This window comes from Ascidiimonas aurantiaca (genome assembly GCF_037646345.1).
Classification (GTDB): domain Bacteria; phylum Bacteroidota; class Bacteroidia; order Flavobacteriales; family Flavobacteriaceae; genus Ascidiimonas; species Ascidiimonas aurantiaca.
In genome coordinates this window covers 246,500-263,593 of the sequence record NZ_JBBEWR010000002.1, presented here as the reverse complement: position 1 = coordinate 263,593, position 17,094 = coordinate 246,500, and the positions used below count along the sequence as shown (strand labels likewise).

The window sequence follows — 17,094 nt, the reverse complement described above, 5'->3', positions numbered from 1 at the left end:
TTGTGAGTACTAAACCCTTTTTAAGCTTACTTAACTATCTGGGCATAAAGATAAGTCTAACAGGTTCTTTTTTAAGGAGGTCCCTTAAAGGTTTTTAATATATTCCTTTTGGTATTCCATTTCTGTGCAAAAAAATCTGTGAGTAGTTAAATAATCGTTGATATGTACGTAGTTTCAAGCAAAAAATCTATGTTTTTTTTATATTGCATAAAAGCTAACTAAATTGCGCTTAGGCAGTAAAATGAAAATATATGGGAGAACACAATGTTCAACAATCACAAAACCAGGAAGAAAGAACAAAGTTTGTACGACATCTTCTGGACGATATTAAGGCCCTGGAAATATTACTGGAAAAAGGACTTATTGAGGACGACATTATTCGAATTGGTGCTGAACAGGAGTTTTGCCTTGTAAATGACCAATGGCGGCCCTCAATGAAATCAGATAAAATACTGGAGGCGGTTAACGATCCGCATTTCACCACTGAACTGGCTCGTTACAATCTGGAAATTAATCTGGACCCGGTAGAATTGGGAGGCTCCTGTTTCTCAATTATGGAAAAGCAGCTCAATACTTTATTAAAAAAAGCCGCTGTAGAAGCAGAAAAGCACTCAAATAAAATTGTTCTTACCGGGATCTTACCTACCATAAGCAAAAATGAGCTTGAATTTGATTACATGACTCCCAATCCGCGATACAAAGCTCTGAATGATGTCATCAAACAATTAAGAGGTACTGACTTTTCATTGCATCTCAAAGGGGTAGATGAGCTCTCTATCATTCATGATTCAGTTTTGTTTGAAGCCTGTAATACCAGCTTTCAGCTACACCTTCAGATCACCCCTAACGATTTTATATCCAGTTATAATTGGGCTCAAGCTATTTCCGGCCCCATACTGGGTATATGTGCCAATTCACCGCTCTTGCTGGGAAGAGAGCTATGGAACGAAACGCGTATAGCCTTGTTCCAGCAAAGTATTGATACCAGAAATTCTTCGTATGCTTTGAAAGATCAAGTAGCAAGAGTAAGCTTTGGAAGTCACTGGGCCACCGGTACCGTAACAGATATTTTTAAAGATGACATTTCAAAATATCCCATTATACTTACCAGGGACATTGAAGAACATGCGCTGCATGAACTTGAACACGGCCGTGTACCCAGGTTAAGAGCCCTGTGTCTTCACAATGGTACCGTGTATCACTGGAACCGAGCCTGCTATGGGGTGGGTGGCGGAAAAGCACACCTCCGAATTGAAAACCGATACATTCCCTCCGGGCCTTCTACACTAGATGAAATGGCCAATTTTGTTTTCTGGGCGGGAGTTATGCTGGGAAGACCTTCCAAGTTTGATGATATGCCCGGTTGTATGGATTTCAGAGATGCTAAATCAAATTTTATCAAGGCTTCCAGAACCGGAAAGGAATCGGTAATGCGGTGGATGGGAGAAAAGATAATGGTAAGCGATCTCATAACAAAAGAATTACTCCCAATAGCCTATTCAGGACTCGCAAAACACGGAGTGAGTGAAGAGGATAGTAACCGATTTTTGAAAATTATAGAAGAGCGTACCCATAAAGCTTCCGGTGCGCAATGGATCATACACAACTACAGGCATTTAAAAAAGCATTTTACACAAGATGATGCCCTGGTAGCACTCACAAAAAATATATACGACCATCAGCAAACCGAATCTCCGGTGCACGAATGGCCTATGGAAATCGTACCTGAAAAAAAATATAAAAAAATACCCCTGGTTAGTCATATCATGTCCACCCGCCTGTTCTCTATTAATGAGAACGATCTGGCCGAATTAGCAACTAGTATTATGCAATGGAAAAATATACATCATGTGCCTGTAGAAAATAATTTTCGTAAATTCACCGGATTACTTACCTGGTCTCATATAGAACGCTATCAAAAAGAAGAAAAAAAGCATGACGGTGACTTGTGTGTGGCGGATATTATGATTACTGATGTGATTACGGTAACACCTAAAACCACTTTAGACGAAGCGAAAGCCATGATGAAAAAACATGAAATAGGATGTTTACCCGTAATTCAGGATGATGACCTTGTGGGCATTGTTACACAAAAAGATATAAGTTTACTGGAACATGGTGAAGGTATATAGCAAAGCACTAAACCAAACTATTGAAATTGAAAGAATTATTGGAAAAATTAAAGGGGATCCCGGGGGGCCTACAATTATCTTTGTAGGTGGTATTCATGGTAATGAACCTTCCGGGGTATTTGCTTTACAACACGTACTGGAAACGCTTCAAAAAAAAGAAGTCCCCGTAAAGGGTAATATTTATGCATTAGGAGGTAATTTACCTGCTCTTGAAAAAAATGAAAGATTTCAAAAACAGGACCTTAACCGAATATGGATCGATGAAAAAATCCAGCATCTGGTTAATGGCGCATCAAAAGGAATACAGGGGGAAACTGCAGAACAGGCTGAAATTTGCGAGATCATCACAGATATTATTCATATAGAAACCGGTCCTTTTTATTTTATTGACCTCCATACCACCTCCAGCGAAACCATTCCTTTTCTTACAGTCAATGACAATTTGTTAAACAGAAAATTTACATCTCAGTACCCGGTACCTGTAATACTGGGCATTGAGGAATATCTAGAGGGCCCTTTGCTAAGCTATATTAATGAGTTGGGATATGTGGCTTTTGGTTTTGAGGCGGGGCAACATGATGCGCTTCAGGCGTATGAAAATCATGTAGCCTTTATTTATTTGTCATTAGTGTTTTCAGGGGTTGTAGATCGTGAATATACCCATTTTGATGATTGTTATAAAAATCTTTTACAGGCCTCAGGTGGTATAAAAGGTGTGTATGAAATTTTTTATCGCTATGGTATTCAAAAAGGAGAACAATTTAAAATGAAACCTGGTTTTGTTAACTTTCAACCTGTAGTAAAAGGGACTCCCGTTGCGAAAAGTGATGAAAAAGAGGTCATAGCTCCGGAGAACGGGAGAATGTTTATGCCACTGTATCAAAATCAGGGAGATGATGGTTTTTTTACTATACGCAGTATTGCTCCTTTGATCTTAAAACTCTCTGCTTTTCTGAGGAAGGCAGGCGTGGACCGTATTCTTCCTTTTTTACCGGGAGTTCGGTGGGATTCTGATAAAAAAGATACATTATTAGTGAATAGAAAGATTGCCCGTTTTTTTGCTAAACAATTCTTTCACCTTTTAGGATACCGAAATAAAAAACTCAACGATACCTACATACTTATGAAGAACAGAGAAGCGGCCTCCAGGGAAGAAGAATATCCCGTAGCCGCATGGGATCATTCGTAAAAGTTAACCACTTCTCCTGAAATCATGTTTTACAAAGTATTATGCCTAAATTTCAACCTATATCTTTTCGTACTACTGAAGCACTGTTTGATTATCTACCCACCCAGGAACTTGAGGTTTTATTGTTTTTGAGGGATCTGATACTGGAGAGCATTCCGGGAGTACAGGAAAAAATTGCATACAACGTTCCTTTTTACTATAAATTTCGAAGAATACTGTATTTATGGCCCGGCGCTGTTCCCTGGGGAAAAGTACCGGAAGGATCTGTACAAGTAGGGTTTTGTGATGGATACCTTTTAGACAATACTGTTTCTTTTCTTGAAAAGGGTAATAGAAAACAAATACGATCTGTGAGTTTCCAAAAAATAAACGAAATTGATGTACCCCTTTTAAAAAGTTACATTTTTCAGGCAGTTGCTTTGGATGCAAGCAAAAGAAAACCCTAACGTTTTTTTAATATCTCCTGGTTAATTTTTCTAATTAATGCAGGGCCCTCATAAATAAAACCAGTGTACAGTTGCACGAGATCTGCGCCGGCTTCCAGTTTTTCAAGAGCATCATCAGGAGTATGTATGCCCCCTACTCCAATTATTGGAAAAGCTTTATTGCTTTTCTCTGCTAAAAATCTAATCACATCCGTACTTCTTTGCCTAAGTGGTTTTCCACTAAGCCCCCCCTGCTCATTACATAGATCTCGGGGAGATTCAAGTCCCGATCTATCAATGGTAGTATTCGTAGCAATTACTCCCGCTATTTTAGTTGTCTTTACAATATCTATAATGTCCAGTAATTGCTCATTACTTAAATCAGGAGCGATTTTTAACAAAATGGGTTTAGCGACCGGTTTACAATTGTTTTGATGCTGCAGGGTATGCAAAAGCTCCTGAAGTGGCTCTTTATCCTGAAGTGCTCTTAAGTTAGGGGTATTTGGAGAACTTACATTGACCACAAAATAATTTACATAAGGATACAGCGCTTCAAAACATATCTCATAATCGCTTATAGCTTCCTCATTGGGAGTAGTTTTGTTTTTACCTATATTTCCTCCAATAATTACATCTTTGTTCTCTTTTAATCTGTTTACGGCTGCCTCTACTCCTTCATTATTGAAGCCCATACGGTTAATAATGGCGTCATCGGCTGTAAGCCTGAATAATCGTTTTTTAGGGTTTCCCGGCTGTGGTTTGGGAGTTACTGTTCCAATTTCAATAAAGCCAAAACCAAAAGCTGATAATTCTTTGTACAGAACCGCATTTTTATCAAAACCGGCTGCCAGACCCACTGGGTTTTTAAATCGTATTCCAAAAACTTCTCTTTCCAGTTGTGCATCTTTTACTTCATACATTTCCCTTAAAAGTGCCGGTACCAGAGGGATCCTGTTCAGGATACGAATAACTGCAAAAGTAAAATGGTGCACCTTTTCAGGATCAAACAGAAAAAGAAGTGGCTTAATCAGGAGTTTATACATGGTAATCGTAAGTCTGTAAGCGCAAAAATAGTTTAAAAAATACGAATGGAAAACCCTTAACAGAAGTCTGGTTCCTTACTGTAAAATACCCCTCCATAAAGCTTTTTACTTTTAACGATATGGTCAAACATAAATTAATTATAAATACTACTTTTGAAAAAATTTCTGACCATGCAAGAACTCATTGACCGTTTTATACGGTATGCCAAAATTGACACACAATCTGATCCTGCTTCTCTAACAACTCCCAGCACAAAAAAACAATGGGATCTTGCCCATAAACTGGTGCTAGATCTTATGGAAATAGGAATGCAGGAAGTAACGATAGATGATCATGGATACATTATGGCAACCCTACCTTCAAATGTAGAAGGTGATATACCTGTAATAGGATTCATTTCACATTATGATACTACTCCTGATTTTACAGGAACGAATGTGAATCCACAAATAGTGGAGAATTATGACGGCAGTGATATTATATTGAACAAAAAAGAAAATATTGTGCTGTCTCCTTCTTATTTTGAAGACCTTTTACTGTATAAAGGGCAGACGCTTATCACTACCGATGGTACTACCCTGCTAGGTGCTGACGATAAGGCGGGAATAACAGAGATCATTGAGGCGATGCAGTACCTCATTAAAAACCCTGAAATACCCCATGGTAAAATACGTGTTGGTTTTACACCGGATGAAGAGATAGGGCGGGGTGCTCACAAGTTTGACGTGGCTAAATTTGGAGCAGACTGGGCCTATACTATAGACGGGAGCCAGGTAGGTGAACTGGAATATGAAAATTTTAATGCTGCAGGAGTGACCATTACTATTAAAGGAAAAAGTGTACACCCCGGTTATGCTAAAAATAAAATGGTAAATGCGATACTTATTGCCAATGAGTTTTTAGGCGTTCTGCCCGCACGTGAGGTGCCACAACATACAGAAGGGAGAGAAGGCTTTTTTCATTTTTATGAAGTAGATGCTATGGTAGAAAAAGCTACGCTAAAAGGTATTATAAGAGATCATGACATGGCTACTTTTGAAGCCCGAAAAAAACTTATTCATCAAATTACCGAAGATCTGAAAGAAAAATACGGCCCCGTTGTTACCGCAGAAATAAAAGATCAATATTTCAATATGCGTGAAAAAGTAGAGCCGGTTTTCAAAATCGTGGAAATTGCCGAAGAAGCTATGCAGGTAATGGGGATAAAGCCTATTATAAAACCTATACGAGGCGGTACCGATGGCTCACAATTATCGTATATGGGTTTGCCCTGCCCCAATATATTTGCCGGAGGGCATAATTTTCACGGCCCTTATGAATATATTCCCGTAGAAAGTATGCAAAAAGCTGTGAAAGTGATTGTTAAAATATGTGAATTAACCGTAAAAGAGCGAAGAGATTAAAAACTTTAGTATATTTGTTATGCCCAAATCTTAACAAATGAACGAGATAATCATCTTCCAGCTTCAGAAGAATATCAATATTTTTCTAAAATTATTCAGCAACGTAGATAAAAAACTACAGTATTGGAAACCCCAGAAAAACCAATGGTGTTTATTGGAAGTTCTATGCCACTTACTGGATAAAGAACGTGAAGACTTCAGAGTAAAAACCCAATGGGCCATTAATCAACAGGGAAAGCCCATGCCGGTTACCAACAGTGTAATTTGGGCAGAATCGAGAGGTTATCTCTCGCAAAATCTGAGCCGTAACTTACAACGATTCATGATAGAAAGAGAAACCTCGGTACAATGGCTTAAATCTATTACTACTGACCTATGGAACACGCCGTTTGAACATCCTGAAGAGGGTACTCTCACTGCTAAATACTTCCTTACAGAATGGCTGGCACACGACTTTATACATTTACGACAGATCATTAAGCTCAAGCATGATTATCTAACAAACATAAGTAGTGTTGATGATAAAAGCACAGAACCTGAGTCCCTGCGATATGCAGGAAACTGGTAATAACGACAGATCGATACCCAGTGATTTTTTTCTTTGTATTGAATGAAAATATAATATATAATTAACACATACACATAAAACAAAAAACACCGCTTTTACAGCGGTGTTTTTTTACTTTTTTATAAAACCCCTACTTTTTTTCAGGAGCATTTAATTTTTGAGACATTTCCATGGAAATAGCGGAACGTTCAAATTTGATTTTTCCAGCTCCGGTTTCAATCACACAGGTAGTATTATCACTTCCCAGATCGATTATTTTGCCATGCATGCCGCTTTTAGTAACAATACGGTCACCTTTTTTTAATTCGTTTGCAAACTTTTTTTCCTGTTTCTGACGTCTCATCTGTGGTCTGATCATAAAAAAGTAGATCACCACAAACATTAAAATAAAAGGTGCCAGTGAGTTAAGTGCTTCCATTAATATATATGAGGTTATTATTTTCTTACTACCGGAACTTGATTATCAGTTTTAGGAGTTACAAACGCCTTGATAACCAAAACTTCCGAGCCTTTTTCAGTATTGGCGGTAACCGTTACATTTTTAGTGACCTGATTAGCTCCCGAGCCATTGAACTTTACTAAAAGCTCTCCAGATTCACCTGGGGCAATGGGGGTATCTTTAGGATAATTTGGTACGGTACACCCGCAGCTACTCTGAGCATTAGTAATGATAAGTGGTGCGTCTCCGGTATTTGTAAATACAAATTTAGTTTCAACCGCTGTTCCCTGCGCAATCGTACCGAAATCATGTTCAGATTTATCAAAAGTCATAACCGGAAGTTTTTTGGCAGCTTCATCGCGTTGTGCAGCTACTTCCATATTTTCAGACTTGATCTTACTTGCAGCATTATTGTCTTTACAAGAAACAAAAACCATACTCACTGCTAATCCTAAAATTAAAAAAGTTCTTTTCATCATCTTTATTTTTTTAATGCATAAAAATACTAAATAATTTTTTTACATAAGTCCCCGCCCTGTCTTATTTAAGGTATTTTCAGACTGGTACTCTTTCACTAATTTGTCAAGAATGCCATTAATGAAGATACTACTTTTAGGCGTTGAGTATTCTTTGGCTATTTCCAGATACTCATTAATAGTAACTTTTATCGGTATAGACGGAAATTCTTTAAACTCACATATAGCCATTTTCAACAGTATAGCATCTACTTCAGTAATACGCTCCAGATCCCAGTTTGGGGTCCTTCCTGTTATTTCCTTCTGTAACTGTTCGCTTTTCAAAATGGTTTTGCGAAACAGTTTTACTGCAAAGTTACGATCTTCTTCATCTTTAAAAAGTGAAGGCAGAAACCAACTATCTACGGTAGTAGGTTTTGTTTTTCTCAGAATTTTCAGGATAAGTGTATTTACCAGTGGAAGATCGTCTATCCATGTAAGTCGGCTATCTTCAATAAAGTCGTACAACTTGTCATTTGTAGCTATATATTCTTTGAATACCTGCTCTAAAAAGTCGCGATCCTCCTTAAAATCTTGCTTACCCGATCTCATATAAATCGCATATACTTCACTGTCTTTTATAGCATTGTATATTATCTTTACATATTCATTTTCCAGATCCCAGTCAATCAACTTGCGTTGTTTAATCTCTTCCTGAAGCGCTGTGTTGTTTCTAAGCTTTTTCAAGACCAGGTTATCGATAAATTTTCGATTCGGATTTTTTTCTTCTTCGGTAGCCAGGTATTTTTTGCTGGAAACTGTAAGGTGTTGCTCTGCCATGATATGAATTGACACCATAAGATTTAAGAGCACAAGGTATAAATTGTACATATTCTCCATACTAACCGACAAAAATTTTTCTTCTTTGTCAAGGTTGGTCTCGCTGGATTGGTTAAAAGCATACACAGACTGCATTACTTTTACTCTTATATGCCTTCTTGTTAACATAGGTTAAGAACTAAATAAAAGGCGAAAGATGATCTTTCGCCCGCGAAAATAGTACTTTATTTTATAAAAATCCTGTTCATTTTTTAAGTTTCTCAGCATCTATTCTTGATTGGGCAATACTCAGCGCTGCCTGATGTGTAGTAATACCTGTAGCATCGGCATGTGAAAGTATTTCAAGAGTGGTATTATAAATATTTTCAGTTTTATGCATTATTTCTTCTCTGTTATATCCTTCTATTTCAGCAAATACATTAATTATCCCGCCTGCATTAATCAAAAAGTCAGGAGCATAGGTAATACCCATTTCTTTAAGCATTAAACCGTGTTTTTGCTCATCTTCTAATTGGTTATTGGCAGCACCCGCTATTATTTTGGCTTTTAGCTTTGACAATGAATCATTATTCACCGTCGCTCCCAGCGCACAGGGCGCATAAATATCTACATCTGCCAGATAAGGATCTGTTCCTTCATAGATAGATACGTTATATTTTTTACTTACTTTTTCCAGACGCTCCTGATTGATATCTGTAATTTCAACCATAGCACCTTCTTTTACCAAATGAGAAACCAAAGATTCTCCTACGTGACCTATACCCTGTACCAATACTTTTTTACCGGTAAGGTCATCTTTTCCATAGTGATGCTTCACGGCAGCTTTTAACCCCATAAACACCCCATATGCCGTAACGGGCGAAGGATTTCCGGCACCTCCTTTAGATTCTGATATTCCGGTAACGTAGGGTGTGATTTCTCTAACCAGGTCCATATCGGCTGTATCCATACCTACATCTTCAGCAGTAATATATCTTCCTCCCAGCGAATTCACGAAAAAGGCAAATTTTTTCATAAGTTCGGGAGTTTTCTGGGTTTTTGCATCTCCTATAATAACTGCTTTTCCACCCCCCAGTTGAAGGCCTGTAATTGCCGACTTGTAGGTCATTCCCCTGGAGAGCCTCAACACGTCATTTAAAGCTTCCCATTCACTATTATAAGCCCACATACGGGTACCTCCTAATGCAGGGCCCAAAACGGTATTGTGAATACCTATTATTGCCTTTAATCCTGTATCTTTGTCATTGCAAAAAACAATTTGCTCGTGATTGTCAAAAGAGAGTTGCCCAAAAACAGGCGCAACTTTTTTGAGTTCGTTAATAGAAAGAACTTCTGAAGTCATGAAATTATAGTAATTATTAAATTATACTACTTTAAATTTTTAGAATTTCTTAAAAAGAATATGCAAAATTAGTAAATTACCTAACCATAAGCACTATTTTCAACAAAAAATTATGAATTTGTTAATCAAGATTGTTCTCGTCTTTATATGAAAGAATTAAAATATATCAACAAATTTTTTTCCAAATATAAGTACAAGTTACTTATAGGTATCGTAATTACTATCATTGCCCGCATTTTTTCATTGGTGGTCCCTCCTTACATAAAAAATTCACTGGCTGCCGTAGAAGCCTTTCTCCTCGATCCCGATCAGGACCCGGAAATCATTAAAGGAAAACTTGTAACTTATATACTCATTATTGTTGTAGCCGCTATTTTATCTGCTTTTTTCACTTTTTTAATGCGCCAAACCATTATTAATGTTTCCAGATATATTGAATTTGATCTTAAGAATGAAATATTTCAGCAGTACCAGCGGCTTTCATTAAGTTTTTATAAAAAGAACCGTACCGGTGACCTTATGAACCGTATTAGTGAAGATGTGAGTCAGGTACGCATGTATTCGGGCCCTGCCATTATGTACAGCATTCAAACCATCACTCTTTTTGTTTGTGTCATACCCATGATGTTTTACTCATCTCCTACTATGGCCATATACACTCTTATTCCCCTACCCATACTTTCTGTATTAATTTATAAAATAAGTAGAATTATTCACAAAAGAAGTACGGTTGTACAGGAGTTTCTTTCTAAGCTTTCCACATTTTCACAAGAGTCGTTTTCGGGAGTATCTGTGATAAAAGCCTATGGTATAGAGTCACGAATCAACTCGGAAGCAGAAGTACTTTCTAACGAAGGGAAAGACAAAAGCATGGATCTGGTTCGGGTAAATGCCTGGTTTATGCCTTTAATGGCCCTTTTAATAGGTATAAGTACCATTTTTGTTATATTCATAGGCGGCCGCCAGTATATTAAGGGTGAAATAGACTCTATTGGAGTAATTGCCGAATTCATTATTTACGTTAATTACCTTACCTGGCCGGTAGCTACCGTTGGCTGGGTTACTTCTATAGTACAAAGAGCAGAAGCATCCCAGGCACGGATCAATGAGTTCTTAAAACAGGTACCTGATATTCAAAATGCGGTTACCCAACAAACACCTGTAGAAGGTAAAATAGAGTTTAAAAATGTGTCTTTTACTTATGAAGATACAAATATCACTGCTCTTAAAAATGTATCGTTTGTAGCCGAAAAAGGAGAAACGGTTGCAATTATAGGCAGAACGGGTTCCGGAAAATCTACAGTGCTTGACCTTATTGGCAGACTCTATGATGCTACCAAAGGTGAGATACATATAGACGATACTCCTGTAAAAAAGCTTAACCTCTACGATCTTAGGAATGCCATAGGGGCCGTACCGCAAGATGCCTTTCTTTTCTCAGACACCATTAAAAACAATATAAAATTCGGGAAAGAAAATGCTACTCATGAAGAAATTGTAGAAGTTGCACGCAAAGCAGCGGTTCATAAAAACATTGAAGGCTTTACAAAAAAATATGATACCGTACTCGGAGAACGAGGTATTACGCTTAGCGGCGGACAAAAACAACGTATTTCTATAGCAAGGGCCTTGATTAAAGATCCCAAAATATTTCTTTTTGACGATTGTTTATCGGCCGTTGATACTGAAACAGAAGAAGAAATTCTGGCCAATCTGCATAACTCGGTACAAAAGAAAACTACTATTATTGTGAGTCATCGAATTTCATCGGCAAAAAATGCAGATAAGATTATTGTACTTGAAGACGGGAAGATAGTACAACAAGGCACTCATAATCAATTACTAAATACCGAAGGATACTACAAAGAGCTCTATTTAAGTCAGCTTTCGGAAAAAGATTTATAGAATTTTTTTGTTTCCTTAAGTTTTTTTTCACATTTTTGAGTGGAGAATAACATTTCAAATTAATTTTTAAGGAGGATTATGAGTGATAAAGAATTGTTGGAAAAGGATGAAATCTTTTCCAAGGTACTTAGAGCGGGCAGAAGAACCTATTTTTTTGATGTAAGAGCCACAAAAGCAGGAGATTACTACCTCACCATTACCGAAAGTAAGAAATTCACCCATGAAGATGGTTCTTTTCATTACAAAAAGCATAAAATTTATTTATACAAAGAAGATTTTGAGTCCTTTAAAAGTATTCTTGCGGAAATGACAGACTATGTTATAAGTAATAAAGGAGAAGAAGTCATCTCAGAGCGCCATCAAAAAGATTATAAAAAAGATAGTCATGACATATCAGCACCGGGGTCAGAACAAAACCATTCCGGAAACTTTACTGATATTGATTTTGACGATATTTAAGCTTAAAATCTTAAGGATTTCTAAACCGCTTCCCAAACGAAGCGGTTTTTTTTATCTTTACGCATCTTGATTAATTCAAAAACACACTACATGAAAAAAAGAATACTCCTGGTATGTATTTTATGCTGTTTTTACATTCAGGCACAGGAAAAAATCTCTCTATCTTATTATTTACCGGAAAGCGCCTCTTATAACACTTCTATTCCCACGCCAAAATCGGTTATCGGACATGAAGTTGGCGAATGGCACGTAACTCATGACAAACTTGAAATGTATATGCGTACCCTGGCAAATTCTTCAAACAGGATAACTCTGCAGGAACGCGGAACTACTTTTGAAGGGCGCCAGCTCCTGCTACTTGTTATTACCTCTCCTGCTAATCATCAAAAGCTGGAAACGCTAAGGCAACAGCACATACAACTAACCGAACAAAACGGAACTTCTTTGAATACCCAGGATATGCCTGTAATAGTATATCAGGGTTTTTCCATACACGGTAATGAACCCAGCGGGGCAAATGCCAGTATATTAGCCGCTTATCATCTTGCTGCTGCACAAGGAAAAGAAATTGATGAACTTCTGGACAAAACCATTATTCTTTTTGATCCTTCATTTAATCCCGATGGTTTACAACGATTTGCTTACTGGGCCAACACCAATAAGAGCCACATCCTTAATCCTGACCCTAATGATCGGGAATATCGTGAGGTATGGCCCGGAGGAAGGACCAACCACTACTGGTTTGATATGAACCGTGACTGGCTGCCCGTACAACTACCCGAAAGCAGGGCCCGCATACGCACTTTTCACGAATGGTTACCCAATATCCTTACCGATCATCATGAAATGGGAACGAACTCTACCTTTTTCTTTCAGCCGGGAGAACCCTCCCGAGTACATCCTTTAACACCCGTTAAGAATCAGGAGTTAACCGCAGAAATTGCAACATACCACGTAAAAGCATTAGACAAAATAGGCTCTCTTTATTATTCCGGAGAGAATTTTGATGATTATTATTTTGGTAAAGGTTCTACGTTTCCCGATATAAACGGGAGCGTAGGGATACTGTTTGAGCAGGGAAGTTCACGTGGCCATATTCAGGAAAGCGAGAATGGTATTCTTACGTTTCCCTTTACCATTCGTAACCAGTTAACGGCAGCATTAAGCACCCTAGCTGCTGCAAAAAGTATGCGAACCAAACTACTTGATTACCAACGTGATTTTTTTACGAACGCCCGGAATAACATCGGTGAAAGTAAATCTAAAAATAAGGCTTTTGTATTTGGAGATGAAAAAGATGCCGCCAGGGCGTACCATCTTGCCGAAATCCTACAGAGACACCAGATTAAAGTTCATGAACTAAAGAATGACATTTCTTTAAAAGGAAAAAATTATAAAAAAGGCTACAGTTATATGGTACCGCTTGACCAAAAAAACAGTACCATTATCAATGCTATGTTTGAAAAGAGAACACAGTTTAAAGACAGCCTGTTCTATGATATTTCAGGGTGGACATTTCCTTTGGCATTTAATTTAGATTATACCACCGTAAATACCTTGTCTGATGCCCAATCTGTACCTTCAGAACCTGCATTGAGACCAGGGAATGTTACCGGAAAAAGTGAATATGCCTATCTTTTTGAATGGCATGAATATTACACTCCAAAAGCACTGTATCAAATTCTTAAAAAAGGAGTTCGCGCAAAAATGGGACCCACTCAGTTTACCCTGGAGGGTAAAAAGTATGATTATGGCACTATCATGATCCCTGTTCAAAACCAAAAAATGAACGCAGATGAATTACACACCTTTCTCAAAAAAGTTGCTCAAGAAAGTCATCTTACCATTCATGCCGTGAATACAGGCTATACTCCCGAAGGCATTGATCTGGGCAGTAATGACTTTGATACGGTTAAAAAACCAAAAATTGCTATTTTGGCAGGCAGAGGAGTATCATCATACGATGCCGGAGAGATATGGCACCTCTTTGACCAGCGTTATAATATAGAACTCACAAAAATTGATGCCGAATATTTTGACCGGGTAGATCTGGACCGTTACACTACCTTTATTGTTCCTGATGCCGCTTCATCCACACTTTCGCAAAATGGAAAAAACAAACTCAAAGACTGGGTAAAAAAAGGAGGCACGCTTATTGGTTTCCGTAATTCTTTAAACTGGTTAAAGAGCGATGACTTTATTCCGTTAACATTCAAAAAGAATGAATTGCTGGCTAAAGGTATAACCTTTGAGCAAAGAAGAGATTTCAGAGGAGCTCAGGTAACGGGAGGAACTATTTTTGAGGCTCGTATTGACAGGTCACACCCTATATGTTTTGGTTATAAAAATGACCGAATCGCAATGTTTAGAAATACCAATTTATATCTGGAGCCCGGTAAACAAAGCTACGACAACCCTATTCAATACACCAATGAGCCTTTGTTAAGCGGTTATATATCTGAAGAAAACCTCGAGCTTATTAAAAATTCCGTACCCTTTCAGACCCATTCTACAGGAAAAGGAAGAGTTACCGTATTTACTGATAATACCAACTTCAGGGCTTTTTGGTACGGTACCAATAAACTTTTAATGAATGCTATTTTCTTTTCAGAAATGATGTAATTATTAACATATTATCATAAAAAAGGCTGTAAACTACAGCCTTTTTTTATTAAAAGTCATGATACCTTCACAAGGTACTTACACGTAAACGGGCCTCTTCAAATTCTTTCATCATATCATTTACAATTTGTGCAGTCGGTTTAATAGTGTGTATTAATCCAGCTATCTGCCCTATTTCCAGTTCGCCTTCTTCCATATCTCCTTCAAACATTCCTTTTTTGGCACGTGCTCTCCCTAACAAAGCTTTTAACTCTTCGGCAGAAGGGGCTGTTTTGTAGAGTTCCTGTATATCATTATAAAATTTATTCCTTATAAGGCGTACGGGTGCGAGCTCTTTAAGCGTAAGTGCGGTATCGCCTTCTTTTGCCTCTATCACTTTTTGTTTAAAAAGCGGATGAGAAGATGCCTCTTCACTGGCTACGAAACGGCTGCCTACCTGCACCCCATCAGCTCCCAGTACCATAGCAGCCAGCATTCCTGCACCTGTGGCAATACCTCCCGCAGCAATAAGAGGTATATGTATTTTTTCGCGAACCATAGGAATAAGAGTAAAAGTAGTGGTCTCTTCCCTTCCATTATGCCCTCCGGCTTCAAAACCTTCGGCAACAACGGCATCTACGCCTGCTTCCTGGGCCTTTAATGCAAATTTTACGCTACTCACCACATGCACCACTTTGATCCCGTTTTCTTTGAGATACCCAGTCCAGGTTTTAGGATTGCCGGCAGAAGTAAAAACGATTTCCACTCCTTCTTCTACAATGATCTCCATGATCTTGTCAATATCGGGATACAACATGGGAACATTTACTCCAAAGGGCTCTTTAGTGGCTTTCTTACATTTTTGAATATGTTCTCTGAGGATCTCCGGGTACATAGACCCTGCGCCAATAAGCCCTAAGATACCTGCATTGGCAGCCGCAGAAGCCAGTCTCCACCCACTGGCCCAGATCATACCTGCCTGTATGATGGGATAGCGTATATCAAAAAGATCTGTAATTCTGTTTTCCAATTTATTAATTTAAATATTAGTAATACGGTTTCTACACCTATCCTTAAAGTAAAATGAATGCTTTTTTAGGAGATCACCCCTGAGCCTATAAGTTCATCTTGATGATACCAGGCCACAAACTGGCCTTCGGTAATTGCACTTTGCGGTTCCTCAAAATCAACATACATCCCTGCATCTATTCTGTACAATGTTGCTTTTTGTAAAGGTTGCCTATATCGAATACGGGCCTGTACTTCCATTGCTTCATCTATGGCAGGTGCAAGGTCCGGACGCACCCAGTGAAGTTCTTCATTCAATACAAAAAGTGTTCTTCTAAAGAGGCCCGGATGCTCTTTTCCCTGGCCTGTATAGATTATATTTTCTTCTACATCGGTTTCTATTACAAACAACGGTTCTGCGGTACCGCCAACATTCAACCCTTTACGCTGCCCTTTAGTAAAGTAATGTGCTCCCTGATGTTTTCCTACTACTTTTCCGTCTTTGGGCGAATATTTATACTTTTCCGAATAAAAGGCCAGTTCTTCTTTTTTCAAATCAAACCCTGGTATTTCCCGATGATACTCTTCAAATGTCTGCGGTACTTCTACTATAACCCCTTCACGAGGCTTCAGTTTTTGTTGTAAAAACTCAGGGAGGCGTACTTTACCAATAAAACAAAGACCCTGAGAATCTTTTTTATCAGCTGTTATCAATCCTTCTCTTGCCGCTATTTCCCGTACTTCGCGCTTGGTAAGTTCTCCAATCGGAAAAAGCGTTTTTTCCAGTTGTTCCTGAGAGAGCTGACATAAAAAATATGACTGATCTTTATTCGGGTCTTTTCCAGACAAAAGTCTGTACATCTTTTTTCCATCGACCTCAGTAACTGCTTTCCTGCAATAATGTCCGGTAGCCACAAAATCTGCTCCCAAATTCAAAGCAATTTTCAGGAAAACGTCAAATTTAATTTCCCGATTGCATAAAACATCCGGGTTCGGGGTACGCCCCCGTTCATATTCATTGAACATATAATCTACAATACGTTCTTTATACTCTTTGCTGAGATCTACCGTTTGAAAAGGGATCCCTAATTTATCTGCTACAATTAATGCATCGTTACTGTCTTCCAGCCAGGGGCATTCATTTGAAATGGTGACTGTATCATCATGCCAGTTCTTCATAAAAAGACCAATGACCTCATACCCCTGCTCTTTTAAAAGATAGGCGGCCACACTGGAATCTACTCCTCCTGATAATCCTACTACTACTCTTTTCATAATTCTCAA

Annotated in this window: 15 protein-coding genes; 8 read left to right on the top strand and 7 right to left on the bottom strand. The window is 38.2% G+C overall.

Annotated features, from left to right (window positions below):
- Positions 1 to 251: 251 nt before the first annotated feature.
- The 3 genes from WAO84_RS03710 to WAO84_RS03700 are packed head-to-tail and all read left to right on the top strand — an operon-like array spanning position 252 to position 3,767.
- A complete protein-coding gene (locus WAO84_RS03710) occupies positions 252 to 2,132 on the top strand; it encodes a glutamate-cysteine ligase family protein (RefSeq protein ID WP_340063699.1) in 1,881 nt (626 codons plus the stop codon).
- On the top strand, positions 2,116 to 3,321 hold the full coding sequence (locus WAO84_RS03705) for a succinylglutamate desuccinylase/aspartoacylase family protein (RefSeq protein WP_340063698.1): 1,206 nt from the start codon (positions 2,116 to 2,118) through the stop codon (positions 3,319 to 3,321). Before WAO84_RS03710 ends, WAO84_RS03705 begins: the two co-directional genes overlap by 17 nt.
- Positions 3,322 to 3,362: 41 nt before the next feature.
- Positions 3,363 to 3,767, top strand: a complete 405-nt coding sequence (locus WAO84_RS03700; RefSeq protein WP_340063696.1) for a DUF1801 domain-containing protein — start codon at positions 3,363 to 3,365, stop codon at positions 3,765 to 3,767.
- Here WAO84_RS03700 and WAO84_RS03695 read toward each other — a convergent pair.
- On the bottom strand, positions 3,764 to 4,789 hold the full coding sequence (locus tag WAO84_RS03695) for a quinone-dependent dihydroorotate dehydrogenase (protein WP_340063695.1): 1,026 nt from the start codon (positions 4,787 to 4,789) through the stop codon (positions 3,764 to 3,766). The genes WAO84_RS03700 and WAO84_RS03695 overlap by 4 nt on opposite strands.
- A 171-nt stretch (positions 4,790 to 4,960) precedes the next feature.
- On the opposite strand from WAO84_RS03695, the gene pepT reads away from it, so the two are divergent.
- Together pepT and WAO84_RS03685 are read left to right on the top strand one after the other, a co-directional pair.
- Positions 4,961 to 6,193 carry a peptidase T gene (pepT, locus tag WAO84_RS03690; RefSeq protein ID WP_340063693.1) on the top strand — a complete coding sequence of 411 codons (1,233 nt, stop codon included), beginning with the start codon at positions 4,961 to 4,963 and terminating at the stop codon, positions 6,191 to 6,193.
- A 37-nt stretch (positions 6,194 to 6,230) separates the two neighbouring features.
- A complete protein-coding gene (locus WAO84_RS03685) occupies positions 6,231 to 6,761 on the top strand; it encodes a DinB family protein (RefSeq protein ID WP_340063691.1) in 531 nt (176 codons plus the stop codon).
- A gap of 130 nt (positions 6,762 to 6,891) precedes the next feature.
- Here the strand turns inward: WAO84_RS03685 and yajC are convergent, their stop codons facing one another.
- The 4 genes from yajC to WAO84_RS03665 form a co-directional block, all read right to left on the bottom strand.
- A complete protein-coding gene (gene yajC / locus WAO84_RS03680) occupies positions 6,892 to 7,179 on the bottom strand; it encodes a preprotein translocase subunit YajC (protein WP_340063690.1) in 288 nt (95 codons plus the stop codon).
- Between the two features lie 17 nt (positions 7,180 to 7,196).
- Positions 7,197 to 7,676 carry a DUF1573 domain-containing protein gene (locus tag WAO84_RS03675; protein ID WP_340063968.1) on the bottom strand — a complete coding sequence of 160 codons (480 nt, stop codon included), beginning with the start codon at positions 7,674 to 7,676 and terminating at the stop codon, positions 7,197 to 7,199.
- A 42-nt stretch (positions 7,677 to 7,718) separates the two neighbouring features.
- On the bottom strand, positions 7,719 to 8,663 hold the full coding sequence (gene nusB, locus WAO84_RS03670) for a transcription antitermination factor NusB (protein ID WP_340063688.1): 945 nt from the start codon (positions 8,661 to 8,663) through the stop codon (positions 7,719 to 7,721).
- A 76-nt stretch (positions 8,664 to 8,739) separates the two neighbouring features.
- The gene (locus tag WAO84_RS03665) at positions 8,740 to 9,837 is read right to left on the bottom strand and encodes a Leu/Phe/Val dehydrogenase (RefSeq protein ID WP_340063686.1); all 1,098 of its coding nucleotides are present in this window, start codon (positions 9,835 to 9,837) and stop codon (positions 8,740 to 8,742) included.
- Between the two features lie 147 nt (positions 9,838 to 9,984).
- On the opposite strand from WAO84_RS03665, the gene WAO84_RS03660 reads away from it, so the two are divergent.
- The 3 genes from WAO84_RS03660 (at position 9,985) to WAO84_RS03650 (ending at position 14,823) form a co-directional block, all read left to right on the top strand.
- Positions 9,985 to 11,742 carry an ABC transporter ATP-binding protein gene (locus WAO84_RS03660; RefSeq protein WP_340063685.1) on the top strand — a complete coding sequence of 586 codons (1,758 nt, stop codon included), beginning with the start codon at positions 9,985 to 9,987 and terminating at the stop codon, positions 11,740 to 11,742.
- Between the two features lie 78 nt (positions 11,743 to 11,820).
- Positions 11,821 to 12,201 carry a PUR family DNA/RNA-binding protein gene (locus WAO84_RS03655; RefSeq protein ID WP_340063684.1) on the top strand — a complete coding sequence of 127 codons (381 nt, stop codon included), beginning with the start codon at positions 11,821 to 11,823 and terminating at the stop codon, positions 12,199 to 12,201.
- A 90-nt stretch (positions 12,202 to 12,291) separates the two neighbouring features.
- The gene (locus tag WAO84_RS03650; RefSeq protein ID WP_340063683.1) at positions 12,292 to 14,823 is read left to right on the top strand and encodes a M14 family metallopeptidase; all 2,532 of its coding nucleotides are present in this window, start codon (positions 12,292 to 12,294) and stop codon (positions 14,821 to 14,823) included.
- Between the two features lie 67 nt (positions 14,824 to 14,890).
- Here WAO84_RS03650 and WAO84_RS03645 read toward each other — a convergent pair whose 3' ends face one another.
- Both WAO84_RS03645 and mnmA read right to left on the bottom strand, forming a co-directional pair.
- On the bottom strand, positions 14,891 to 15,832 hold the full coding sequence (locus WAO84_RS03645; RefSeq protein ID WP_340063682.1) for an NAD(P)H-dependent flavin oxidoreductase: 942 nt from the start codon (positions 15,830 to 15,832) through the stop codon (positions 14,891 to 14,893).
- A 65-nt stretch (positions 15,833 to 15,897) separates the two neighbouring features.
- Positions 15,898 to 17,085, bottom strand: coding sequence for a tRNA 2-thiouridine(34) synthase MnmA (gene mnmA / locus WAO84_RS03640; RefSeq protein WP_340063681.1), 1,188 nt, complete (start codon positions 17,083 to 17,085; stop codon positions 15,898 to 15,900).
- Positions 17,086 to 17,094 lie beyond the last annotated feature (9 nt).

Excerpts from the sequence above, each read along its gene's own strand:
- yajC (WP_340063690.1), bottom strand. The coding sequence starts at position 7,179 with ATGGAAGCACTTAACTCACTGGCACCTTTTATTTTAATGTTTGTGGTG.
- WAO84_RS03705 (WP_340063698.1), top strand. The coding sequence starts at position 2,116 with ATGGTGAAGGTATATAGCAAAGCACTAAACCAAACTATTGAAATTGAA.
- mnmA (WP_340063681.1), bottom strand. The coding sequence starts at position 17,085 with ATGAAAAGAGTAGTAGTAGGATTATCAGGAGGAGTAGATTCCAGTGTG.
- WAO84_RS03665 (WP_340063686.1), bottom strand. The coding sequence starts at position 9,837 with ATGACTTCAGAAGTTCTTTCTATTAACGAACTCAAAAAAGTTGCGCCT.
- WAO84_RS03685 (WP_340063691.1), top strand. The coding sequence starts at position 6,231 with ATGAACGAGATAATCATCTTCCAGCTTCAGAAGAATATCAATATTTTT.
- WAO84_RS03650 (WP_340063683.1), top strand. The coding sequence starts at position 12,292 with ATGAAAAAAAGAATACTCCTGGTATGTATTTTATGCTGTTTTTACATT.
- WAO84_RS03710 (WP_340063699.1), top strand. The coding sequence starts at position 252 with ATGGGAGAACACAATGTTCAACAATCACAAAACCAGGAAGAAAGAACA.
- WAO84_RS03675 (WP_340063968.1), bottom strand. The coding sequence starts at position 7,676 with ATGAAAAGAACTTTTTTAATTTTAGGATTAGCAGTGAGTATGGTTTTT.
- pepT (WP_340063693.1), top strand. The coding sequence starts at position 4,961 with ATGCAAGAACTCATTGACCGTTTTATACGGTATGCCAAAATTGACACA.
- WAO84_RS03700 (WP_340063696.1), top strand. The coding sequence starts at position 3,363 with ATGCCTAAATTTCAACCTATATCTTTTCGTACTACTGAAGCACTGTTT.
- WAO84_RS03660 (WP_340063685.1), top strand. The coding sequence starts at position 9,985 with ATGAAAGAATTAAAATATATCAACAAATTTTTTTCCAAATATAAGTAC.
- nusB (WP_340063688.1), bottom strand. The coding sequence starts at position 8,663 with ATGTTAACAAGAAGGCATATAAGAGTAAAAGTAATGCAGTCTGTGTAT.
- WAO84_RS03655 (WP_340063684.1), top strand. The coding sequence starts at position 11,821 with ATGAGTGATAAAGAATTGTTGGAAAAGGATGAAATCTTTTCCAAGGTA.
- WAO84_RS03695 (WP_340063695.1), bottom strand. The coding sequence starts at position 4,789 with ATGTATAAACTCCTGATTAAGCCACTTCTTTTTCTGTTTGATCCTGAA.